Source organism: Anaerococcus degeneri, from assembly GCF_017874475.1.
GTDB lineage: Bacteria > Bacillota > Clostridia > Tissierellales > Peptoniphilaceae > Anaerococcus > Anaerococcus degeneri.
This window is the reverse complement of record NZ_JAGGLO010000001.1, coordinates 19,850-44,505: the sequence shown is the minus strand read 5'-3', so window position 1 is coordinate 44,505 and position 24,656 is coordinate 19,850. Positions and strand designations below refer to the sequence as shown.

At 36.8% G+C, this 24,656-nt stretch carries 23 protein-coding genes; 3 read left to right on the top strand and 20 right to left on the bottom strand.

Annotated elements, in window-relative coordinates; all coding sequences use genetic code 11:
* The first annotated feature begins 324 nt into the window (after positions 1-324).
* Positions 325-834, top strand: a complete 510-nt coding sequence (locus tag J2Z38_RS00205; protein WP_209770982.1) for a tryptophan transporter — start codon at positions 325-327, stop codon at positions 832-834.
* 89 nt (positions 835-923) lie between these two features.
* Here the strand turns inward: J2Z38_RS00205 and J2Z38_RS00200 are convergent, their stop codons facing one another.
* From J2Z38_RS00200 to J2Z38_RS00165, 8 genes are all read right to left on the bottom strand, one after another.
* A complete protein-coding gene (locus J2Z38_RS00200) occupies positions 924-2,990 on the bottom strand; it encodes a glutamine synthetase III (RefSeq protein ID WP_209772425.1) in 2,067 nt (688 codons plus the stop codon).
* Positions 2,991-3,159: 169 nt separating this feature from the next.
* Positions 3,160-3,936, bottom strand: a complete 777-nt coding sequence (locus J2Z38_RS00195; RefSeq protein WP_209770980.1) for an ABC transporter ATP-binding protein — start codon at positions 3,934-3,936, stop codon at positions 3,160-3,162.
* Complete coding sequence (locus J2Z38_RS00190) at positions 3,929-4,903, bottom strand: ABC transporter ATP-binding protein (RefSeq protein WP_209770977.1); 975 nt, start codon at positions 4,901-4,903, stop codon at positions 3,929-3,931. The genes J2Z38_RS00195 and J2Z38_RS00190 overlap by 8 nt, the downstream gene beginning before the upstream one ends.
* A complete protein-coding gene (locus tag J2Z38_RS00185; RefSeq protein WP_209770974.1) occupies positions 4,900-5,718 on the bottom strand; it encodes an ABC transporter permease in 819 nt (272 codons plus the stop codon). The genes J2Z38_RS00190 and J2Z38_RS00185 overlap by 4 nt, the downstream gene beginning before the upstream one ends.
* Positions 5,715-6,662: an ABC transporter permease gene (locus J2Z38_RS00180; RefSeq protein WP_209770971.1), complete on the bottom strand. Its 948-nt coding sequence runs from the start codon at positions 6,660-6,662 to the stop codon at positions 5,715-5,717. The genes J2Z38_RS00185 and J2Z38_RS00180 overlap by 4 nt, the downstream gene beginning before the upstream one ends.
* Positions 6,662-8,176 (bottom strand): ABC transporter substrate-binding protein, encoded by a 1,515-nt coding sequence (locus J2Z38_RS00175; protein ID WP_209770968.1) that lies wholly within the window; start codon positions 8,174-8,176, stop codon positions 6,662-6,664. The genes J2Z38_RS00180 and J2Z38_RS00175 overlap by 1 nt, the downstream gene beginning before the upstream one ends.
* Before the next feature lie 165 nt (positions 8,177-8,341).
* On the bottom strand, positions 8,342-8,638 hold the full coding sequence (locus J2Z38_RS00170; protein ID WP_209770966.1) for an MTH1187 family thiamine-binding protein: 297 nt from the start codon (positions 8,636-8,638) through the stop codon (positions 8,342-8,344).
* A complete protein-coding gene (locus J2Z38_RS00165) occupies positions 8,639-9,916 on the bottom strand; it encodes a M18 family aminopeptidase (protein ID WP_209770963.1) in 1,278 nt (425 codons plus the stop codon).
* 80 nt (positions 9,917-9,996) lie between these two features.
* On the opposite strand from J2Z38_RS00165, the gene J2Z38_RS00160 reads away from it, so the two are divergent.
* Positions 9,997-11,181: an MFS transporter gene (locus J2Z38_RS00160; RefSeq protein ID WP_209770960.1), complete on the top strand. Its 1,185-nt coding sequence runs from the start codon at positions 9,997-9,999 to the stop codon at positions 11,179-11,181.
* Between the two features lie 18 nt (positions 11,182-11,199).
* Here the strand turns inward: J2Z38_RS00160 and J2Z38_RS00155 are convergent, their stop codons facing one another.
* The 12 genes from J2Z38_RS00155 to ulaG form a co-directional block, all read right to left on the bottom strand.
* A complete protein-coding gene (locus J2Z38_RS00155) occupies positions 11,200-12,471 on the bottom strand; it encodes an amidohydrolase (RefSeq protein ID WP_209770957.1) in 1,272 nt (423 codons plus the stop codon).
* Between the two features lies 1 nt (position 12,472).
* A complete protein-coding gene (locus J2Z38_RS00150) occupies positions 12,473-13,303 on the bottom strand; it encodes a formate/nitrite transporter family protein (RefSeq protein ID WP_209770954.1) in 831 nt (276 codons plus the stop codon).
* Positions 13,304-13,447: 144 nt separating this feature from the next.
* The gene (locus tag J2Z38_RS00145) at positions 13,448-15,139 is read right to left on the bottom strand and encodes a glycoside hydrolase family 13 protein (RefSeq protein WP_209770951.1); all 1,692 of its coding nucleotides are present in this window, start codon (positions 15,137-15,139) and stop codon (positions 13,448-13,450) included.
* 122 nt (positions 15,140-15,261) lie between these two features.
* Positions 15,262-17,253, bottom strand: a complete 1,992-nt coding sequence (gene tkt / locus J2Z38_RS00140) for a transketolase (protein WP_209770949.1) — start codon at positions 17,251-17,253, stop codon at positions 15,262-15,264.
* Positions 17,254-17,255: 2 nt separating this feature from the next.
* Positions 17,256-17,906, bottom strand: coding sequence for a fructose-6-phosphate aldolase (gene fsa / locus J2Z38_RS00135; protein WP_209770947.1), 651 nt, complete (start codon positions 17,904-17,906; stop codon positions 17,256-17,258).
* A gap of 96 nt (positions 17,907-18,002) precedes the next feature.
* Complete coding sequence (locus tag J2Z38_RS00130; RefSeq protein WP_209770945.1) at positions 18,003-18,638, bottom strand: 3-keto-L-gulonate-6-phosphate decarboxylase UlaD; 636 nt, start codon at positions 18,636-18,638, stop codon at positions 18,003-18,005.
* A 12-nt stretch (positions 18,639-18,650) separates the two neighbouring features.
* Complete coding sequence (locus tag J2Z38_RS00125) at positions 18,651-19,481, bottom strand: L-ribulose-5-phosphate 3-epimerase (protein ID WP_209770943.1); 831 nt, start codon at positions 19,479-19,481, stop codon at positions 18,651-18,653.
* Positions 19,468-20,160 (bottom strand): L-ribulose-5-phosphate 4-epimerase, encoded by a 693-nt coding sequence (locus J2Z38_RS00120; protein WP_209770941.1) that lies wholly within the window; start codon positions 20,158-20,160, stop codon positions 19,468-19,470. Before J2Z38_RS00120 ends, J2Z38_RS00125 begins: the two co-directional genes overlap by 14 nt.
* 35 nt (positions 20,161-20,195) lie before the next feature.
* Positions 20,196-20,492 carry a PTS sugar transporter subunit IIB gene (locus J2Z38_RS00115; RefSeq protein ID WP_209770938.1) on the bottom strand — a complete coding sequence of 99 codons (297 nt, stop codon included), beginning with the start codon at positions 20,490-20,492 and terminating at the stop codon, positions 20,196-20,198.
* Positions 20,493-20,505: 13 nt separating this feature from the next.
* Positions 20,506-21,966 (bottom strand): PTS ascorbate transporter subunit IIC, encoded by a 1,461-nt coding sequence (locus tag J2Z38_RS00110; protein ID WP_209770935.1) that lies wholly within the window; start codon positions 21,964-21,966, stop codon positions 20,506-20,508.
* An 8-nt stretch (positions 21,967-21,974) separates the two neighbouring features.
* Positions 21,975-22,430: a PTS sugar transporter subunit IIA gene (locus J2Z38_RS00105; protein ID WP_209770931.1), complete on the bottom strand. Its 456-nt coding sequence runs from the start codon at positions 22,428-22,430 to the stop codon at positions 21,975-21,977.
* A 66-nt stretch (positions 22,431-22,496) separates the two neighbouring features.
* Positions 22,497-23,561: an L-ascorbate 6-phosphate lactonase gene (gene ulaG, locus J2Z38_RS00100; RefSeq protein WP_209770930.1), complete on the bottom strand. Its 1,065-nt coding sequence runs from the start codon at positions 23,559-23,561 to the stop codon at positions 22,497-22,499.
* Between the two features lie 313 nt (positions 23,562-23,874).
* Between ulaG and J2Z38_RS00095 the strand changes: the two genes are divergently transcribed.
* A complete protein-coding gene (locus J2Z38_RS00095; RefSeq protein ID WP_209770928.1) occupies positions 23,875-24,630 on the top strand; it encodes a DeoR/GlpR family DNA-binding transcription regulator in 756 nt (251 codons plus the stop codon).
* The last annotated feature ends 26 nt before the right edge of the window (positions 24,631-24,656 follow it).

Below are 24,656 nucleotides of genomic sequence, written 5' to 3'. Positions count from 1 at the left end.
ATTTACTTGACAAAGTGATAATGTTATAATATGATAAAGCTAACATAAATCTTAGATAGAAGTAGTAGCAAAAAATTAAGCCAACAGAAAGTTAATGGTTGATGAGAATTGCAAGGCAAAATTATTTGTGAATGGGTCTATCGGATCAAAGGTGAAATTAAAGTAGCCGGCGGGTGTTTCTCACCTTACAGGGATAGGATATGAAAGTATCTAAAGAGGTCTATTAATGATAGACAAATGAGGATGGCACCGTGGGCTAAGCTCGCTCCTAATATTATAGGAGCGGGCTTTTTTTATACCAAACCACCAAGAAAGGAAATAAAAATGCAAACAAACACAATACAAACCAGAAACTTAACAGTATCAGCAATCTTCATGGCCCTAGGACTTGTCCTCCACTTTATGGTCCCAGGCATATTTTTTGGAGTAAAGCCAGACTTCTTACTCTCAATGATGTTTATCTCCCTAATGATAGTAGGCGATATTAAAGAAGCCTTATTATTAGGAGTTGCAGGAGGCATAATGAGCGCCCTAACAACAGGTTTTCCAGGCGGCCAAATTCCAAATTTCATAGAAAAAATAATCACAAGCCTAGTTGTATTTTACATGATAAAAGCTATGGGCAAAAATTTCACAATTCCAAAGGTAATCCTAATCTTTGCCCTAGGCACCATGGTCTCAGGCACCCTATTTTTGACAATAGCCCTAACCATAACAAATCAACTAAATCTCTTCCTCCCATCCTACCCAGCAGTCCTAGTAGCCATGGCCATAAATGCCATCCTTGGAATCTTCTTATACCAAGCAACAAGAAGGATGAACCTTTTAAGATAAAGGAAAATATTCATAGGTATTAATAAAAAAAAAGACTCGCTCAGGTTAACTTTAACCCCTAAAACTGAGCTGAGTCTCTTTTTAATTTTCTACAAGGTCTTTAGCATATCGACATAGTTTGGCATGGAGTAATTTTCTCTTGATATTAGTTTTTCCAAAGTATCTGAAATTTTTCGGATTTCACTTGCCACTTGTCTACTTTCTTTTTGAAGGAAATCGGCCTTTGCTTCTATATCTGATATTGTTTCACTTTTTTCTATTAGGTCTAAGATTTTTTCTGAATAGGCTAGGAGTTGGCCAACTTCATCGTTTATCTTTGTTGCCCTTTGCTTAAGATTTTCATTTTCCATAAAGGATAAGTAGTCTTTTATACCCTTTATTTCCCTCATTGCTGATGGGAGAATTTCTTGATGGATCATATTATTTAAAATCTCTAGTTGGGCTGAGAAAAATTTTATTACATCTTCAAAACCTACATTTATTATAGACTCTATTTCCTTTTGGCTAAAGATACCTACTTTTTCAAAAATATCGTAGGCCTTTGCATCCTTTGCAGCCTTTAGGGCATCAAGGTAGGTTGGGTAATTTTCAAGGCCTCTTTTTTCTGCTTCTTTTTTCCAATCTTCTGAATAGCCATCTCCCTGAAATAAGATATTTTTATTTGCCATATAAATTTCCTTGATGATTTTATAGGCTTCTTCTTTTAAATTATCTTCGCTTACACCTTCTAAGCTAGAATATATTTTCCCAAGAGCTTCTGCCATACCAATGTTTATCACCGTATTAAGGTCAGCTGCAGATTGGGATGAACCTAGCATCCTAAATTCAAATTTATTGCCGGTAAAGGCTATAGGTGAAGTCCTATTTCTATCTGAAGTGTCAGTTTTTATCTCACCTAGGTGGGGAATTTTTACTTTATTTGAAATAAGTTTTTCTTCAAAGTCGTCATTTGCTATTGCTTGTAAAATCTCCTCTAGATCGCAACCTATAAACATTGAAATTATGGCTGGTGGGGCCTCATTGCCTCCCAACCTATAATCATTAGTAACGGTAGATGATGCTATTCTAATAAGTTTTTGGTATTTGTTGCAAACTTCAACCATTGCTGATAAAAATAGGAGAAAAGCCATATTGTTTTTTGGGTCTTTGCCCGGCGAAAATAAATTATTGCCATAATTTGTTGCCAAGGAATAATTGTTATGCTTACCAGATCCTGCCATATTCTTGAATGGTTTTTCCTTTAATAGACAAACGAGGTCGTGTTTGAGGGCAGTTTTTTCCAAAATATACATCAAAAGCTGGTTATTATCCACAGAAATATTGGCATTTTCAAACATTATCGCTATTTCAAATTGGTTTGGCCCCACCTCATTATGTTCGGCTTCCATATAAATTCCCAAATCGTAAAGAGCCTTGTTGACATCTTCATAAAAGGCGTTGACCCTTTCAGGAATAGCTCCTAGATAGTGGGAAACTATCTCTTTTTCAACCATAGGGTCTGATCCCACCAAGGTCATGCCCGAATATTCTAGGTCGATTCTTTGGTCAAAATATTTTTTATCAATTAAATAAAATTCTTGTTCAAGACCTACTTTGGCCTTGACCCTATAGGTTGGTTCGTCCTTTAAAAATAAATTACAAAGTTTAGTAGCAACCTTACTTACCATATTCATCGATTCGATTAGGGGAAGTTTCTTGTCTAGTTTTTCTCCATAAAAGGAAACAAAAACTGACGGTATATACAAAACCTTATCCAAGATAAAGGAATTGGCTGTTAAATCCCAATATGTATAGCCCCTGGCTTCAAAAGTTGATCGCATACCTCCAGATGGGAAGGATGAAGCGTCGGGTTCGCCTATTATAAGTTCCTTGCCAGAAAACCTATTTATAGGATTGTGCTTATCATCCCTATTTAAAAAAGCGGTTTTTTTGGTTGCAGTTTTGCCATTTAGTGGTTGGAACCAATGGGTGTAGGAGGTAGCCCCCTTGGAAATTGCCCAAGTTTTCATGGCGTGGGCTATAGAGTCCGCTGTTTCCCTATCTAAAGTTGCGTTGTTTCTAGCAGCTTCCTTCCATTTTAGATAAACTGGGTAAGGTACATTTTCCTTCATTGTTTTCTTGTCAAAAGCTAGATTTCCAAATTCTTTCAAAATAATACTTCCTTATGTTTTACTTTTGCAAAATTTTCTTTTTCATTATACCGCGTGAAAAATAAAAAATAAATTTGAATATTTATACCGGATTTATATTTAATTTCTCAATAAAAAAGAGCTTGGCTTTGGCATGTACAAATTTATCAGCCTAGCTTAAGCTCTTTTATTAATTTCAGATTTTTATCGATTTAAATAATTCTTTTGTATATTCATCCCTGTCTGGGCTTGCTATGTCCTTTGTATCGAATAAATCTACTAATTTACCGTTGTAAAGGACCCCTATCCTGTCGCAGAGGTAAGCTATTACATTTAGGTCGTGAGATATAAATAGGCAGGTGAAGTTGTGGGTTTTCTGCAAATTTTTAATCAGATTTAGGATTTGGGCCTGGATTGAAACGTCAAGGGCCGATACTCCCTCGTCTATGATTAGAAATTCCGGCTCGATTATTAGGGCGCAGGCTATGGCTATCCTTTGCTTTTGGCCACCTGATAGGTTTGGCGGATAATAATCAAGGACATCTTCTTCCATCTCGATTTCTTCTAAGATTTTCCTGATTTTTTCATCTCTCTCTTCTTCTGTTCCAACATTGTGGATTTTTAATATTTCCTTGATGGAAAAACCTATGGTCTTTTTTGGGTTTAGGGCTTGGTAGGGATTTTGAAAAACTACCTGGAGCTTTTTCCTGTAGGCCAAAAGCTCTTCCTTGGAAAAGCTTGTTATATCCTTATCTTCAAAATAAACTTTGCCGCTTGTTTCCTTGATTAGTCTTAAGATAATATTTGAAAGGGTTGTTTTTCCCGATCCAGATTCGCCGACTAAGCCAAAAATTTCCCCTCTTTTTATATCAAAAGATACATGGTCAAGGGCTAAGTTGTCTTTTTTCCTAAAAAGGATGGACGAATCCTTATAGACTTTGCTTATATTTTCTATTCTTAATATCTCATCCATTTTGACCTCCAAAAAGGTGGCAATGAACCCTATGACCTTCTATTTCGTATCTTTCTGGGAAAGTTTTTGTGCAAATTTCCATGGTGTGATCACACCTGTCTGCAAAGGGACATCCTTCATTGGACCTGTTTTTGAGGTCTGGCACGTGGCCTTTAATGTTATAAAGGGCCTCTCCCCTTTTTTTGTAATTTGGGACAGCCTTTAGGAGGGCCTTGGTATAAGGATGGAGGGGATTATTTATTACATCTTTGGTCTCTCCCTTTTCAACCAGCCTTCCTGCATACATAATCATAACTTTTTTGCAAATCCTATCGATTAGGTTTAGGTCGTGGCTAATAAATAAAATTGCACCATTATAGATGTGGCCTAAATCCCTAAATAGGTCGATTATTTGAGCCTGGACCTTAGCATCGAGGGCTGTGGTTGGCTCGTCTGCTATCAAAACATTTGGGTTTGCGATTAGGGCAATGCAGATTACAATTCTTTGCTGCATGCCACCTGAAAGTTCGTGAGGATACTTGTCGTAGAGGTTTTGAACGTCCCTAAGGCCTACATTTTCCATAGTCTTATAAACAAGTTCCCTTCGCCTTTCCTTATCAAAATCGTAGTGGATTTTCAAAACTTCTTCGATTTGAGCCCCAACCTTCATGAGTGGATTTAGGGCTGAGCCTGGTTCTTGGAAGACTGTGGCTATATTTCTCGCCCTGTATTTCTTCCACTCCTTGTCAGTTAGGCCTAAGACTTCTATATCTCTTAATTTAACTGAACCTGATTTTATGATGGCATTTTTTGATTGGATCCCAAGCATAGTTTGGGTTGCCACAGTTTTACCGCAGCCAGATTCACCAACGAGGCCTACAAAGTCCTTTTCAAAAAGGTCAAAAGAAATATGGTTAACTGCGTTTTTATCTCCATTTACAGTCTTAAAGGCAACTGTTAAATCATTTACTTCTAGGATTTTTTTCATCGCTGGGCCTTCTCTCTTAGTCTTTCTGACCTGTATTTCTCACCATAAAGGGTAAAACCTAAAACAACTAGGCTTAGGCAAATACCTGTAAAAAGGAAATAATGAGGTGCTTGGTTGAAATAAGCCTGACTTTCCTTTAGCATCCTCCCCCAAGATGGGTTTGGTGGCCTAACTCCAAGACCTAGATAAGAAAGCCCAGCCTCAGATAAGATTGCCTGAGAAATTGATAAAATAATGGCAACCATAAGTTGGTTTTTGATATTTGGCAAAATGTGGTTGATGGCTATATAAAGTGGACTTGCTCCTTTTATGACCGCAGATTTTACAAATTGAGCATTTTTGACCTGCAAAAATCCGCTCCTAACAACTCTAGCAAAGTAAGGCACAGACATAATTCCAATAGCAAGGATTGTATTAATAACCCCTGCCCCAAAAACTGTTACCAACATCATGGCAAAAAGGATACCTGGAAAGGCCATCAGTGAATCTATAAACCTCATCAAAACCTCATCAACTGCCCCACCGAAATATCCAGCAGCAGCTCCTATGATAGAACCGAGGAAAAGAGCGAGAATTACAGTACCAAAAGATAAAATAAGGGCGTATTGAGAACCTTCCATTAGCCTTGATAAAATATCCCTACCCATATTATCAGTCCCAAAAGGGTGGGCAAGGCATGGGGAAACTAATTTCATACTTGTATTTATCTTATTTGGGTCATAAGGTGTCCAAAATATCGAAACAAGAAGGACAATGAAATATAGGCCAATGATTGCCTTTCCAATCCTAATTGAATTTTTATTTTCTTTAATCATCTGCCACCTCTAATCCTTGGATCAACTAATCCGTAAAGTATATCTATAATTAAATTTATAAAGATAACCAAAAATGCAACAGCCAAAACAACTGACTGGATAAGTGTAAAGTCTCTAGAAGTAATTGAAGCCACAATTAAGGACCCTATCCCTGGTAGGGAAAATACATTTTCTACTATAAGCGAACCCCCAACAGCTGATGTTAGGCACATTCCTATGACCGTAATTACTGGAATAAGGGCATTTCTTAGGACATGTTTGTATAAAATTTCCCTTAATTCCATCCCCTTCATCCTGGCAGTCCTAACGTAATCTTTGTTGATCTCATCAAGAAGAGCAGCCTGCATATACCTAATAATGGTCGCTATATTTGGTATAGCAATAGCAAGGGATGGCAGAAAGAAATTTTTAACTTTCAAGAAAAATCCCCCACCCATAACATTGTAGGACAGGGTGGAAAAAATTCCCAGCCTAACTGCGAATATGTAGATTAATAAAAATGCCAACCAAAAAGAAGGGATTGATATCCCAAGTTGGGTCACAGCCGTAATTATAGATGCATACCACTTGTCAGACTTCATTGTAATTTGTATTGATAAGGGTAAGGCTATTACAATTGACAAAATTAACGAATAAATAGTTAGCCACATAGTTACCGGAAGTTTCTTAAAAAAAAGGTCCCTAACCGGGATTTGGTATTTCAGACTCATTCCCATATCAAGCTTAAAGAGTCCTAGTATCCAATTTACATATCTTTCAAAGATTGGCTTATCTAGTCCTAGCTCTTTTTCAAGAGCTAGGACTTGCTTTGGGTCTGCCTCTGTGCCTAAGATTATCTCAGCTGGATTGCCTCCTATAATCTGAAAGACAAAAAATATTAAAAGTGAGACAAAAAACAAGGTCAAGATAAGCGAAAATATTTTTTTAGCGATTGCTTTTGTCATTATTTGCCAACTATATCTTCGAGGTTTAGTTTTTGTACTGGATAAGTCTTAAGACCAGTATAATCGTTGTTTAAAACAAGGTTGTCGTTAGGGTCTTGGATAAAGATTGCCGCACAATCCTTGACAATTATTTCCTGTGCATCTTTTACATTTTTTATAAGCTCATCCCTGTCAAGAGTAACTTGGGCATTGGCTATAGCCTTATCATAGGCTTCAGAGATGTAATTTAGGTAGTCTTTCTCTGATGTTGACACATACCTATCTAGGACTCTGATTGGGTCAACATAGCCAATAAAGCCAACTATTGTTGTTTCGTATTTCCTTTCCTTATAAACCCTATCAAGCCAAGTTGAAAACTCAATTGGCTCTATTGTCGCATTTATACCTGCCTTTTTGAGTTGGGCCTGGATTAATTCGGCTGTATCCATGTGATATTTATAATCACTTGGCACTGTCATCTTAAAGGAAATTCCATCTGGATAACCCGCTTCTTTTAGAAGTTCTTTAGCTTTTTCAACATTTGTTGGATATAATTCCCCTATGTCATTGAAATAATCTTTTAGGGCTGGTGAGAAGGATGAGTAGAGCTTGGTCGCCTTGCCGCCACCTACCGATTTTATTATTTCGTCCTTATCAATGGCATAGGCTATAGCTTGTCTTACCCTAATATCATCAAATGGCTTGATTTTATTATTTAAGCCTAAAACTTGGACAAGGTTTTGTGGGTGGGAATAGGAATCTGTCGACTCTTTTACTTGGTCAACCTCATCTGCGGTAAGTTTTGATGCCAGGTCTACTTCCTTGTTATTTATAGCCATAACTAGGGCCTGGTTGTCAGCTATCCTTACCACATTTACCTGCTTGGTTTTAGCGATATGGTCTTTGTTGTGGTAGTCATCAAACCTTGTTAGGACCAAGGCTTCACCTGGTGTATAGGATTCAAACTTATAAGGGCCTGTACCAATCGGCTTATTTTGATTATCTTCATAATCTTTTTTAACAATTGGTTGGGTTTGAAGATAGATAAAGGAATTATTTACCTTGTCAAGTTTCATAGAAATTTCTGTTGGGGAAACTATATCCATTTCCTTGATGCAAGCAAATTTACTATTTAAAGGCTCCCCACTTGTTAGGCCTGCTAACTTATCATATGTATAATAAACGTCATCTGCACTAAATTCAGACCCATCGTGAAATTTTACACCCTCTTTTAATTTAAAAGTGTAAGTAAGGCCATCATCTGAAATCTTATAAGATTCTGCCAAGTCTGGGATAAGATTTCCATCTTCATCTACATCCAAAAGACCATCAAAAATCTGATCCATCATTGTCTTTGTGTCCCCAGCTGCAGTCTTAAATGGATCCATAGAATCAAGCTCTGTTGCCATAGCCACTGTAAGTGGTCTTTGGTCTGTATTATTCTCTGCCTTTTCAGTTCCTTCTTTTGCTCCACCACAAGAGGTCATCATTAGACCTGCTAAAAGTAGAGTCAAAAGTGTTTTAGATTTTTTCATTTCTCCTCCTTAGGAAAATCATTCTTGTAACTATTATAACAGATAGATATTTTTTTCACAATGATTTCTAAAAAAAAACCAACTGTAATATCTATAGGACAGTATACTTAATAAAAAGTAAATTTAAACCTAATTTTCATTACTAGAAGGTTTTTTTATTTGAAATTAAAGCCTATCTTCAACCGACTTTATTTTTTGTTCCATTGTAGCTTTCTTATCACGCCTATCATCCATTTTTATAACTGTATAAACCCTATCGCAACCCTTGTCAAATACAGATTCCTGCATTTTTCTGATTGCCTCTAAGGCCTTATCGGCACTAGCTTCTATGACTGTGCCCATTGGATTTAATTTATATTTTACACCCTCTGCCATAAGGATTTTTTCAGCTTCTGCCACGTATTTTGAAACAGAAGTTTCTTTTGTACCTATTGGAATTATGCAAACTTCTACTACTGCCATCTAGTCCTCCTCAAAAAACTTCTTATAAATCTCATATGCCTGGTAAATATCTTCCACACCTGCAAGTTCTCTAATTGAGTGCATGGCAAGAAGTGGGATACCAACGTCAACAGCCTTGATACCATGGGCTGTCGATGTGATTGGTCCTATGGTTGAACCACCTTGCTTGTCATTTCTATTGTGGAAAGTTTGAAGTTTATAGCCATATTTTTTGGCAATATTTATTAGCTTGGCCTTGGTTTCTATAGTTGATGCGTAAGCACCATTAGCTGCGATTTTAATTACCAAACCCTCATTCATCTTAACAATATTTGTAGGATCGGCAAAGGCCTTGTAGTTTGGATGGGTGGCGTGGGCCTGGTCGGCAGAAATTATCATAGAATTTTCCACCATAATTTGATAGCCTTCCCTATCAAGTCCAAATTTAAGGGCAATTCTTTCTAAAGTATTGCCTAATAGGTTTGAAGCCGCCCCACCTCTTGTGGATGAGCCAATCTCTTCGTTATCGCTTAAGAGAATCATCTTATTTCTACCTGGTTTGCTATCTACTAGAGCCATTAGGGATGCGTGAACAGAACCAAGGTTATCAAGCCTTCCAACATGGACCATATCATTTATTATAGCACCCTTTTGCCTGTCATAAAGGCCAAGGTCAAAGTCAAGTATATCCTCTGGATTAATTCCTAATTCCTCTGCCAAAATATTCACAAGATAAGAATCTCCCTCAAGCTCATCCTTGATAGTTTTTACAAGTGGATAGAGATTATCCTGGGCATTGTAGGCATATCCCTTGTTGATTTCCCTATTCATGTGGATAGCAGCGTTAGCGATTGTAAGTAGGTCCCTGTCGATATTTACAAGATCGTACTTAATTTTGCCGTCTTTTTTGTAGGCAACTTTTCCCGCTAGAGAAAGGGTCCTATCAAGCCAAGTTGAATGAATCATGCCGCCGTAGGCTTCGATATTTAATTTCAAAAAGCCTGTGTCAGCCATTTCTGGCTTAGATTTTACCTTAAAGGTCGGACTGTCTGTGTGAGAACCAATTATTTCAAAGCCTTTTTCTATTTCTTCTCCAATCTCAAAGGCTATAAGGGCTGAATCATCACGAGTAGTGTAATACTTACCCTTTTTAAGGTCCCAAACTTGGTCTTCCCTAAGTTTCTTAAAACCATTAGCCTCTAAAATTTCGCCAGCATTTTTTACTGCAAAATAATTTAGAGGACTTGAGTCAATAAAATTTATTAAATCTTTACTAAAATCTAAAATATATTTTTCCATATGACCATCATACCTTATTTGCTTATATTTCATCAAGAAGGGTATAAACAATTAATGAATAAAAAATATAAGGAAGAATTATGACAAATAAAAAAACACCGATAAAATCAATTGCCATAGAAGCTATCATGTTTTTGGCCTATGCTTTTTTCGCCGTAAACTGGATAGCTGGCTCAACTTTAACACCCAATATCCTAAAGGCCTTTAGTCTAGAAGGTGCAAATTCAGTTTCGCTGATTAATAACGTGGTTACAATCGCCAAAATTTTAGGAAACTTAGTTGCAGCGACTATTTTCGCCAAGCTTTTTCCAAAAAAATCCATCGGTCTTGGCTCCCTTTTAATCCCTGCAGGAGCCTTACTTGCAGCACTTTCACCATCCTTTCTAATTTTTCTTATAGGAAGGTTTATCATGGGCTTTGGTGGAGCACTTTTTGTAGTCTACTTCTCCCCTGTGGTTGTAAATTATTTTCAACCAGATCAAAGACCAGTTGTAAACGCCCTCAACAACGTATCTTACAATGTTGGTTCTATTTTGGCCTTACTCCTTGTGGGACCTGTGATTAAACTTTTAGGTCTTGGCAGGTACGCCCTTGTGGCCTTCTCCATAGTTTCCTTTGTGATTTTCACAGCCTGGATTCTAATCGGAGAAGATTTTAAGATTACATCTAGTAAGGAAACAGGATCAAAAACATTTTCTCTAAAAGATGCCCTTGGAGAAAAAATTGCAATCCTAATGCCTTGTATGTATTTTGGCCATTTGACCCTTTACATGGTCATGCTAAATATTTTCCCAAATACGAACTTTTCACCAATTCCTGCCAGTAAAATCTCAACACTTTTTACAACAGGAGCCCTAATTGGTACCCTACTTTCTATCCTAGTTGCAAAAAAATCTACCAAAAGAGTCCCAACCTTGAAAGTTGCAGGCATACTTACAACTAGCATTGGCTTTTTGCTAATAAACACAACAAACCCAGTCCTTGCATCCATCTTGGCCTTGGCTTTAGGCACAATTATGTATGTACCACTTACAAATTTCGTCCTAATTCCTCAAGAAATGCCTGGAATGTTTTCAGAAAAGCTTACCCAAATCATGTCAGTTTACTGGGCACTCGTTTATATCCTTGAGACAATAGCCTACCAAATTATTGTTAATATCCAATTTAAATTTGGCGATAAAATGGCCCTAACAGCGACCCTTATCCTATCTATAAGCTTTATAATTGGATCTTTTATCATGAAAGAACCTAGCGAAATTAAATAAAACAAAAAACGGAAGAACCTAAGATTTTCCGTTTTTGTTTAGGTATTTTATACAAGCCTTGTAAACGTCAAGGCCCATATCTAATGACTTTTCATCAAAGTCAAAGGCCTTGTTGTGGTGGCCTGCAGCAAGGTCTGATCCAAAAATAAAGTGGATGGCAGATCCGCCCTCAGAATTTACCTTGTTTATATAATAGCAAACATCCTCGCTTGCCTTAAAATCAGGATTTTTTATTGTATCAAAACCCTTTTCTTCTAACATTTTATTTATTTCTTGGTAAAACTTAGTAGCAGGCTTTATTATAGAAGGCGCAGAACCTGCTATTTTCACTTCATAATCCAAATCGTACTGGATACTAGCCCCCTTTATAACCTGGATGGCCCTGGTGACCAAAAAATTATTAACTTCATCACTTCCACCCCTGGTCTCAAGTTCAAGGACGGCCTTATCTGAGATGGCATTTCTAACCCTGCCTCCCCTTATAACTCCAACATTAATTCTTGCCATGCCCTTAGAGTGTTGGGCAAGGGTTTCTAGGTTTAAAAGGGCGGATGCTGCGGCAAGATTGGCGTTTTTTCCCTCTTCTGGTAGGGCTGCCGCATGGGAAGAATGGCCCTTGAATATTGCATCTAGTTTTGTTGATGCAAGAAAACCAGTCGTTCCAACTCCGACTTTTCCCGAAGGAAGTCCCATTCCCAAGTGTCCTGCAAAAAAATAATCTATGTCGTGAATGTATTCTGATTCGCTAAGGGACTTGGCTCCACGAAGACCTTTTTCGCCAGGCTGGAAAATCAAAATATACTTACCAGATAAATCTTTTTTATTTTCCAAAATCCATTTTGCAAGGAAAATCCCCATAGATAAGTGGCCATCGTGGCCGCAAGCGTGCATAGCTCCTGGATTTTCCGAAGCGAAACCCTCCCTAAATGGCTTGTGAAACTTATCATCACTTTCCTTGATAGGCATAGCATCGATGTCAAAGCGAAAGGCAAAGGTCTTGCCAGGTTTTTCTGTATTAATTGTTGCAATTAGACCAGTATAGCCCATTAAAATCTCTGAAATATCAAAATCTTCCTTGATTCTTAGGCTGTCTCCATAGGCCTTAATCCTCTCAGGAGATGGCCTTCCAAAAATCAAATCTTCCTTGTGGATTTTCTTGCCGTATTTGATATCGGACACTCCAAGCTTTTTCAAATCCTTGATTATATTTATAGTTGTCTCAAATTCCATCCAGCCAGGTTCGGCTATTTTGTGGTAAAACCTCCTGGTTTCTATCAAATCTCTTTCCATTTTAATTTTCCTTGTAGGCTATAAAATATAAAAGTCCAACCAAAATTACCCCACCGATTATATTTCCAAGTGTAACTGGGATTAAATTCTTAGTGACCATATTTAAAAAGTTGAGTCCAGAAAGCTCATCTAAGCTTAATCCAGTTTTTTCAACGAAGTCCGGAATATTCTTTGCAAAAATACCAGCTGGTATATAGTACATATTTGCAACACTATGCTCAAAACCTGAAACCACAAAGGCTACAACTGGGAAAATCGCAGAGGCCACTTTGCCCACATAATCTTTTGCCCCAAGTGCCATCCAGACGCCTAAGCAAACCAAGAAATTGCAAAAAATCCCGAGGATCAATCCTTGGCTAAAACTAAGATTTATCTTTTGATTTGCGATTAGAATCACCCTAGCGGCCAACTCATTATCCGCAATTTGCCACTGACCTGACTTATAAATTAAAAACGCCATAAATATTGAGCCTATAAAATTACCAAAATATACAATAAACCATGACTTTAAAAGGCTTCCCAGAGAAATTTTCTTATCAAAAAAGGCAATTGACATGAGGTTGTTGCCTGTAAAAAGTTCTCCGCCAGCAAGCAAAACAAAAATTAACCCAGGTGTAAATGTCAATCCTTGGATGAGTTTTCCAAGACCAATTTTATTTGGATCTGCCAAAAGATTAAAAGAAGCAAGGGTCGATGCCACTGCACCTAAAGCTATAAAAATTCCTGCTATGAATGATAAAACTAAGGTTTTTTTGATATCTTGCCTGGCTTTTTTCTCGTAGACTCCACTTGCCTTTCCTAAAATTTGATCAGGTCTAAGGTCGTTTTCCATAAATTCTCCTTACATTTTTCTTTTCAATTAATAATCTTACCTTTAAATCCTAGTTAAAAAAGTAAGCAAGGTGCGCTTAGAATATAAGATGATGCCCACCAGCACTCTCATTTAACCAGAAATAACCAAGGACTAATTTGTTTATTATTCTTCCCAAATTACAAAACTTCCTTGACCAAGTTTTTTATTTTTATAATTATTAGCAAGTAAGATTTTCCTATCCGAAAGGTCAAAATTCCTTTCACTTTCTAGGTTAATAACAAGGCTCAAGGATTTTTCCTTAGTAAATCTATTTACAATAAGAAGCCCATTTTCACTATAAATTTTTATGCCACCATTTTTTATAGCTTGGTGTTTTTTGATGGCTAGGATTTCTTTAATATTTTCTAATAAATCTTTGTTTTCGTCTAATTTTACCCAAGGGAAGGCCCTCCTACAATCAGGGTCACCCTTTCCTTCTAGGCCGATTTCTGTCCCATAGTAAAGAGAGTTTGCCCCCATATAGACCACGCTTAAGGCGAGGGCAGCAAGGAGTTTATCCCTAGAACCACCAATTTCAGTGATAAATCTCGGTGTATCGTGGGTATCTAGGAAGTTAAGCATCATCCTATTTGCCTGATCTCTATTTCTCATTATATCCATATTTAAATAATCACTTGTTTCTTGGGCAGATTTTTCATCCTTAAAATAAGCTAGGCATGCATTGGTGAAGGCATAATTCATTATAGAATCAAGCTCATCTCCCCTAAGAAAGCTTTCCCCATTATGCCAATTTTCCCCAATTATGACTGCATCTTTCTTGGCGGATTTGATTTCCTTACGAAACCTCTTCCAAAAATCATGGCTGACCTCATCTGATACATCTAGCCTCCAACCGTCAATATCAAATTCTTCTATCCAATACTTTCCAATTTTTATCAAATAATCCTGGACTTGCCTATGTGAAGTCTTAAGTTTTGGCATATTGTAAACATGGGCAAATGTCTCATAGTTGATTTTCTCTACATCAACCTTGTCCCCATAGATATAAAACCAGTCGTAATATCTAGATTCCTTACCCTTTTCTCTCACATCCTTAAAAATAGGATTTTCGTGGCACATATGGTTAAATACCGCATCTAGGACTATCCTTATACCAAGGCTATGGGCCTTTTCCACAAGCTTTTTAAAATCATTTTCATCCCCAAATTGCGGATCAATTTCAAAATAATCTATGGTATCGTATTTGTGATTTGTTGGGGATTTAAAAATCGGTGTTAAATAAAGGCACGTTACGCCCAAATCCTTGATATAGTCAAGTCTTTCTATAATCCCCTTAAGGTCACCGCCTGCAAAAGACGATGGACTTGGCAAATCTTCCCAGGCTTGGTTAATGTAGGAATCATCCTTAGAAAAATCTCCCCTCCTAAACCTTTCTGGAAATATCTGGTAAAATACTGCATCTTTCATCCATTCAACAGGCTCAAATAAGTCTGCCTCGTGGATATAAGGCAAATGAAAAGATGTGAAATAAAATTTTTCAAAATCGTAGACTTCTTCAAGGCCATTTTCACTTAAATAATAGACTTCATTTTCATCTTGGACCTTAAAAATATAGGCAAATCGCTTGTCTCTGAGTTTAAAATCTGTTTCATAATAAGAAAAAAACCTATCTTCAAAAGTTTTTTTCATCTTAACTTCTTGCCAAAGGTGTGGGTCATCACATTTATAAGTATAAAGAAGGCTCACGTCAACCTTATCTTTTTTATCAGCTCGTAGCCTAATATTTAACTCATCAAGGCTTATGGCATAGGCCATAAAACTCTCACTAATATGCAAAATTGCGGCTTTATTCATATTTTCTCCTTTGAGCTTTTTTGATGATTATATGCTAGATTTGAATAATTTCATTTTTTATACATAAAAACCCCTCCATCCACATTGTGAATTTTGGGGTTAATATTAGCAAATACCTTGTCTTAGAGGTATTTTTTCTTGTAAGTTTCTACAATATTTTCAACAGTAAAGCCTAATTTTTCCGCAACTTTTTCTCCTGGTCCTGAAATCCCAAAGCGATCTATGGCTATATTTATACCACAATCTCCTGTCCACTCAGACCATCCGAAAGAAGATGCCATTTCGATGCTTACTTTTCTTTTAACATCTTTTGGAATAATCATATCCACATAAGCCTTATCTTGCTTTCTAAATAAGCTCATTGATGGCATGGAAACAACTCTTACATCTTCTCCAAGCTTCTTCAATTCATCAGCTGCCTTTAGGGCTAGGGCAACTTCCGAACCTGTAGCTATTAATATTCCGTCAGGTGTAGGATTTTCTGAATCTTTTATAATGTAGGCACCCTTGTCAATTGATTCTAAACTTTCAGTTTCTTTTAAATTATCTAGATTTTGCCTAGATAGGACTATAACTGTTGGACTATCCTTGCTTTCTAGGGCAACTTTCCAAGCAAGTCTTACTTCGTTGGCATCTGCCGGTCTAAGGTCAATTGTATTTGGAATAGACCTAATCATAGCAAGCTGCTCTATAGGTTGGTGGGTCGGTCCATCTTCACCTACCGCCACTGAATCGTGGGTGAAAACATAGGTTAGTGGAAGGTTTGAAAGTGCTGATAGCCTTAGAGCTGCCTTTACATAATCAACAAAAACAAAGAAAGTAGAGATATGATGGAAGCTACCACCGTGGGCAATAATTCCGTTGCCGATAGCTGCCATGGCAAATTCACGCACACCATACCAAACATTTCTACCACTTGGGTCATCTTTAAAGGATGGAGATCCACTTATATCTGTCTTATTAGATGAAAATAAATCTGCAGAACCTCCCCAAATATTCCTATCATATTTAGCTAGGTCTTGGAGGATTTGCCCACTTGAAGCTCTTGAAGCTAGAGACTTATCACTTGCTGTGTATTTTTTGATTTTATCAAAGAAATCCGGATCAAGTTTTCTTTCTATTCCATTAATCAAAGATGCGTAGTCTTCTGGATAAGCTTGGCTATAAGATTTTACTAGGTCATCCCATTCTTTGTTTGCTTTCTCGCCCCTATCGCCTAGACTAGACTTGAAATCTTCATAAACCGCTTCTGGAACAACAAAATCATCTTCCTTCCAACCATAGGCTTCCTTAGCCTTAGCAAAGTCATCAGCTCCCAAAGGCGCACCGTGAACCTTGTTTGTCCCTTCATTTTCTGAACCATAACCAATTACAGTTTTAATTTCAATTATGCTAGGTTTTTCATTTTGACTCTTGGCTTCTTCTATGGCCTTGGCTATGGCCTCTACATTCTCGCCATCTTCTACTTTGATGTAATTCCAATGTGCTGATTCAACTCTCTTCTTGACATCATCTGAAAAAGATGTTGTAAGTTTTCCGTCAAGGCAAATATCATTTGAATCATAAAGGACGATTAGTTTTGATAATTTCAAATGACCTGCAAGGCTCATTGCCTCGTAAGAAATGCCTTCCATGAGGTCTCCATCACCACACAAACAGTAAGTGTAGTGGTCGATTACTGGGAAATTTTCCTTGTTATAAAGGGCTGCCATGTGCTTTTCAGCAAGGGCAAGACCTACTGAATTTGCTATACCTTGACCGAGTGGACCTGTTGTTACTTCAACACCTTTTGTGTCTAGCCTTTCTGGATGGCCTGGGGTTTTTGTTCCTATTTGCCTAAAACCCTTGAGGTCATCAATAGAAAGCTCGTAGCCTGATAGGTGGAGCATGGTGTATAAAAGAGCTGAACCGTGACCTGCTGAAAGGACAAACCTATCCCTGTTGAAGTAGGAAGGGTTCTTTGGATTTACCCTTAGAAAATTTTTCCAAAGGCTATAAATCATTGGGGCTGCTCCCATACAAATGCCTGGGTGACCACTGTTTGCCTTTTCAATTTGGGCTACAGATAGGGTTCTGATGGCTGATATAGATTTTTGATTGATATTTTCAGTCATTATTAACCTCTCTTTACGAATGCGTCCCAATCTTTTTTGAAGCTTACTATACCAGCGTCTGTTAGTGGGTGGCTCCATAATTTAGGGAAAATTGAGCCTGGGATTGTTGCTATGTGGGCTCCTGCTAGGGCTGATCCTTCTAGGTGTTTGTTGGTCCTAATTGATGCTGCTATGATTTCACTTTCTAGTCCGTATATGTCTAGGACTTCTCTTAGATCACTTATTAGTCTTATTCCATCTTCACCCATGTCGTCGATTCTTCCTACAAATGGTGATATGTAGGTGGCTCCGGCTTTGGCTGCCATGAGGCCTTGACTTACTGAGAAGATTAGGGTGCAGTTGGTTTTGATGCCTTCTTTTGATAGGGTGTTTACTGCCTTTAGACCGTCTTCTGTCATAGGAATTTTTACTACGATGTTTTTTGCCCAAGTTGCGATGTCTCTTGCTTCTTTTACCATGTTTTCGTAGTCGTAGCTTGTTACTTCTGCTGAGATTGGGCCTTCTACGAAGGAGGCTATTTCTGTTACTACTTCTTTGAAGTCCCTGCCTTCTTTGTTGATTAGGGATGGGTTTGTTGTGACTCCATCACAAAGTCCTAGGTCGTTTATTCTTTTTATTTCGTCTACGTTTGCTGTGTCTAAGAAAAATTTCATTTATAACTCCTTATTCTTTTCCTTTTTGTTTTTTTAAAAAAACAGTGAATTTTAACCAGCAAATTATTCTTTGCTTTAAAAACTCACTGTTAAAAATTAAAATATCTCGTTTATTTTTTCTTTAAAATCAATAGCTGCTTGTTTTGGGTTTTCTGCCTTGGCTATTCCCCTGCCTGCTATGAAGGCATAGACATTTATTCCCTTGAATAATTCTAGTGTATTTACGTCAAGGCCTCCTGTAGCATATACTTTAAAGCCCATGTCTATTAATTTTTGAATTTTCTTCAGATCTTTTTCACCCCATGTTTCACCACTTAAGAGGGCATCTCTTGATTGGTGGTAGACTACTTCGTCTATTCCTATATCCATCCATTGTTGAGCTTGCTCAAATGTCCAGTCTCCATATAGTTCTACTTGAAGTTTGTCTATTTCTTTTTTTGCGGCTTGCATGGTTGGGATTGTCGCACAGCATATTACTGTCATTATGTTTGCACCTGCATTTTTGCAGTTTTTTGCTACTGTTCCACCTGCATCTGCACATTTTGTGTCTGCTAGGATATCTTTTTCAGGATAGAGGGCTCTGATTGCTCTTACTGGTTCCATTCCGTCTTGAAGGCATAGAACTGTTCCTACTTCGAGTATATCTACTACATCCCCTACTTCCCTAACTGTTTCTAAGGCTTCTGCTAGGTTTTGGCTATCTAAAGCTATTTGTAATTTTGGTTTTGTCATTATTCTCTCCATTTATTTAAGTTTTCCGGTCAAAAATTCATAGGCATCAGTAATTATTTCTTTGTAATTTTCCTCACCGTGGTTCCAGAATTCACCTGTATATATGTTTACACCTTGGTCTTTAAGTTCAGCTATACATCTTTCATATTCTGTATGACCACCAGTTCCAAATGTCATATCCCTGTAGATTCCTGGATTGGTCTCTTTAAGGTGGGCCGCAAATATATGGCCCTTGCCAAGTTTTAAATCTTCGACTACATCTGTTCCATATTTAACAGCAGCATTTTTCAAGTTTCCTATATCTGGATAAATGCCTAAGTACGGGCTATCAATTAGGTTTACATATTTCATAGCCTTTTCTACAGTATCCATAAATTCGGTTTCCATAGTTTCGAAGGCTAAGATTACCCCATACTTGCTTGCCATTTCTACAGCTTTACCTAAATTTTCAACAAAATATTTTTCAGTTTCTGATGTTGAATTTTCATAATAAACATCATAGCCTGCCAGCTGAATAATTTTAATTCCATTAATGTCTGCAAATTCTATTGCTTTTTCCATTATGGCTAGACTTTTATTTCTTTTAAAGGTATCTAGTGACCCAAAAGGATATTTTCTATGGCCTGATAGGCACATAGTCCTCACCCTTAAGCCCTCATCTCTTTGGGCCTTGGCTAGGTTGTATGCGAAACCTGAAAAAAGCCTATTTAGCTTTGCATCACTTTCATCAATACTTATCTCAACTTGATCAAAGCCAACTTCCTTAGCTAGTTGTAATTTTTGATGGATATTCAGTTTATCTGGCATAGCCTTTTCGTAAATGCCTAAACTAGTTTTGTCCATAATAAGAATTTGCTCCGTGTTTTCTTAGGTAGTGCTTATCAAGAAGGTCTTGACTCATAGCATCTTGTTTGCCTAGGGCTTCTAAATGCCAATCCATAAAGGCTACTTCTTCTAATACTACTGAGTGGAATACTGAATCTCCCGCATCCTTGCCAAAGGTAAATGGTCCGTGGTTGGCTACTAGAACTGCTGGCACTTCATCAGCTTTTAGATTTCTTTCTTTGAATGTTTCTATGATTACAAGACCTGTATTCTTTTCGTATTCGCCTTGTATTTCTTCCTTGGTCATATCCCTTGTTACTGGAATTGGTCCATAAAAGTAATCAGCATGGGTTGTGCCTGTTGCTTTTACGTCCAATTTTGCCTGAGCCATTATTGTTGCCCATCTTGAGTGGGTGTGAGTGATTCCAGATATTTCTGGGAAAGACTTGTAAAGCTCAATATGGGTTGGAGTGTCGCTAGATGGTTTTAAATCACCATCTACGACATTTCCGTCCATGTCTACGACAACCATGTCTGAAGGCTTCATTGTTTCATAATCAACACCTGATGGCTTGATAACAATATATTTCCTATCTTCACTTATTTCTGATACGTTTCCCCAAGTGAATTTTACTAAACCATATTTTGGCAAAAGTAAATTTGCCTGGCATACTTTTTCTTTTAATTCTTCTAACATAATCCCTACTTACTTTTCTTTTCTATTTAAAATTTCTACTTTTCTAAAAGTTTATGTTCTAAGATTCTCTCTTTAGCTTCATCCTTAGAAAGGATATTCTTCATACCAATAATTTCAACGCCTTTAGCCTTAAGCTGGTCAAAGTCTTTCATAAAGTTGACAGCGCAGAATATTACATCTGCAGTCCTACCTGTTGACTTTCCTTCAGATAGGGAGCAGTGAGAAATATCTAATTTTCCTTGATAATCAAGCTCCTTGAAAGCTTGCTTAATCTTGTTCATCATCATTAAAGATGTTCCAGCTCCATTTGCACATGCAACAATAATTTTCATCTTATCCTCCTAATTATTTATTAATAGTTTCCTTGTATGCTTCGTAATCTTCTGTGATTAGGAAATAACCTTCCTTATTTTTCCTGTATTGAATTTGTGGAATAGCTATGAATACTATAGCAACTATCGCAACACCAATGTAACCAATATTGTTCATGATGATTGTAGCTAGTGGCCATACTGTAGCCCAGTCCACCATTCCTAGGTAACCACCATATTGAGCAAGTCCTGTATAAGATGCTATGAAGGCTGATCCAAATACTTGAACTAAACCAGATATAAATGGAATTAGGAAAGCTGCCTTATATCCTCCTCTATTATTAGAATAAACGCCTAAAACAGCATTGTCAAAAAATAGTGGGACGAATCCTGCGATTATTAAAGTTGGTGATTTTATTAAGAATAAAGTCGCAATTGCTAAGAATTGACCAAGGGCACCAAACATGAAACCAATTGTAACTGCGTTTGCAGAACCAAATCCAAATATTGCTGCACAGTCAATTCCTGGAAGAGCTCCTGGTAATAATTTATTTTGGATACCATCAAATGAAGCTGTTAATTCACCAACGAATGTCCTTACACCTAGCTGAAGGATAGCAAGGTTTACTGCGAAAGAGAATGAAGATTCTAGAATATAGAAGAAGAAGTTATCATCCACCTTCAAAGCTTCTTGCGCAACTAGGTAATCTTTACCAAGAACTAATTGGATTATACCAAAGAAAGCAGTCATCAATATAGCAGTAGCTACCATGTTTTCATTAAAGATTGATAAAAATCCTGGTAATTCTATATCATCTAAGTTCTTACTATTTTCTTTGTGATTTTTAAATAATTTTTCTGATAACCAACAAGCAAATCTAATACCAAACATTTGTTGGTGGGCTATACAGAAACCTGCGCCATCGGTAAGTTTTTGTGTATCTTCGATTGTTAAGTTAGAACCAACTGCCCAATAAAGTCCTAGTAAAACAGCCATTATAATAAGAATTGGAGTTTGACCTAGGGTTGGAAAACAAAATACGATTAACCAAAAAGCTGTAGCAGCTTGTTGCATTTGAACGTGACCTGTTGTAAATACCGCCCTCATCTTGGTGATATTTTTAAGTCTTACTAAAACGATATTAACAATAAAGGCTATTAGTAACAGTAACATAACCTGGGAGAATGACCTACCCAAATGCTCCATACCTTCAGTAACTGCGTTTTGACCAAAATATGGGTCAATAACTGTAGCTGAAATCTCAAACCTATCCTTAAGTCCAGTTAAGATAGGCCTAAAAGTTTTAACAAGACCACCAGAACCAACACTTAAGATCATATAACCAACTGTTGCCTTAATAAAACCAGCAAGAGCCTCATACCATTTCCTACCATCAAGCAGGTAACCAATCAATACTAAAAAACCAATGAAAAATGCAGGTTTTGTTAGTATATTTTTTACAAATCCATTAAGTATAGCATATAAAAAATCCATAACTACTCCTATATATTAAATTTTTCTTTAACCTTTAAAAGGTCTTCGAGGTTATTTACCTCTTCAAGTGCTGCTATAATTTCCTCATCTCCAAGCATTTCAGATAAGGCACCTATGTTTTCTAAATGCTTATCTGGATTAACACTTGCTACAGTAAAAAATAACCTAGCATCCTTATCCCTATCATCCTTATCAAAAACTACAGGCTTATTTACCTTCATAAAAGCAATAGCTGTATCCTTAACCCCTTCAGCATTCTCTTGGCAATGAGGCATAGCCACACCCGGAACCAAAACTATGTATGGACCATATTTATTAACAGTCTCAATAATTTGCTTAGGATAATTTTCCTCAACTATATCCTTTTCAATTAGCTTTTCGCAAGATTTCTCAATAGCCTCTTCCCAGCTATCAAAACCCTCACAAAAATCATATAAACCTTTTCCGATTATTTCATCAAACATATTTCCCCCATATATTTTTTAATGTAGCAAGGGGAAATCCCCCGCTACATTAGTTTCTTACTTAAATTATAAGATTGATTTGAACGGTACATTTCTTGGATTTTCGAATGCGTCTTCGAATCCTGGTCTATACCTAAATTCAAGGTCATCTTTCATTGTTGGCCAGATGTATTTGCCACCAACATCCCATATATATGGTTTGAATGTATATTTTGACCTATCTTTTCTGTAATTCCATAGGTATTTAATTTCTTTTGGATCTGCCTTAAAGTTTGTCCAAACATCGTGGTGGATTGGAATTACTACCTTACATCCAACAGATTCTGCCATTCTTAGTATGTCTATAGATGTCATCTTATCTTGGTTACCAACTGGGTTATCACCATAAGAACCAAAGGCTATATCTATATCATATTTCTTACCAACTTCAGCAAAACCTATTGAGAAGTGAGAATCACCTGTGTGGTAAACTGTACCAGCTGGCATTTGGATTAGGTAGTTTACTGCCTTTTCATCCATATTTGTTGGGCAAACACCTTCGATATCTTCGCCAACTTCTGTTGTTACTAGGCAAGTTCTATCGAAAGAATCAAGAGCTATGATTGTTGTATCCTTAATTTTGATTTCATCTCCTGGTTTTACAACTATACACCTATCCTCAGGAACACCGTAAGAAAGCCATTTTTTAACTGATTCTTTTGGTCCTATAAAAGGAACATCATCTGCACAATTTCTAAGAACCGCTGCTGCAAAGAATGGGTCGATATGATCGTTGTGATAATGTGTAGATAAAACTGCATCTACTTTAGTAACTGCAAATGGATCATAAACGATTGGATTAGCTCTTAAGTTTGGTTGTAGAGCTTTACCACCAGTCATATTTCTCATTTGATGGTAAGGAGCCATTTCCTTAACTTTTTTTGTTCTCTTACCATTTCCAAACCAGAGGTCTATAGCGATGTTAGTATCGTTTTCAGTCTTAAACCATATACCTGTACATCCTATCCACCACATAGCAAATGTGCCTTTTTCCACAACTTCTTCATCGATTTCTTCATTTAACCAGGTTCCCCACTCAGGAAAAGCACCTAGTATCCATTTCTCTCTTGTAATTTCATCTATTTGACTCATCGTATCCTCCATAAAATTACTATATCATCTTCTATCTATTGATATGATATAATGTTTTTTATGATTGGTCAAGCAAAAAAACACATTTTACTCCTATATTTTATGAATTATTTGAATGTTTTATATTTATTATTGGTAAATCCTCGAACAAACCAAATATTTATAAAAAAACCAATCTAAAAATTCCATTATTTATTGATTATTTGATTATTTTGTATGGTATTGACGTTTTTATTTAGAATTTATATGAATTTTTTGATTTTTTCTCCAAACAGTATTATCATATATATGAGAGTATATATATGAGGTAAGTATGAAAATAAAAAAATCAATCGTTGATAACAGAAGAGAAAGCATTCTCAAATATATAGATGATAAACAAGAGACTAGCACCCAAGAACTTGTCGATATTTTCAACGTTTCTGAAATCACAATAAGACGCGACCTAAGTTTCCTTGAGTCCATAGGTAAAATAGTTAGGTTTTATGGTGGCGCAAAAATCAATAAGAATGAAGATGCCAAAAATTTTGTTTTAGAAAACAAGAAGGATAGGATTGCCCAAAAGTGTGCAGAATTTATCAAAGAATACGATGATATTTTTATAAATTCATCATCTACAGCCCTCCTTGTTTTAAAATATTTAAAAAACAAGAGGATTAATGTGATTACAAACAATGCCAGGGCCTTATTTTTGGATATCGACCCTCATGTGAATGTCACTCTGACAGGTGGTAAAATTTCCTATCCAAAAAACGCTCTCACAGGTATTTTTGCAATAAATAACCTAAAAATCCTGGCTTCTGATATTACAATCATCGGTATTTCAGGTATAAGCAAGGAAGGAGAGTTGACAACTTCCCTAATGGATGAAGTTGAGATTAATCAGTATATGATTAGTGAATCAACAAGCAAAAATATCCTAGTCTGCGATTCGTCAAAATTCTCTAAAACGGCAAATTTTAGAACAGGTACCCTCAGCAATATCGACATAGTAATAACCGACGATGACCTAGACAGGGATAGTATTGAGATGCTCGAAAAAAACAAGGTCCAATTAATCTTGGTTTAATAAATAATCCTACGAAAAACCTAAAC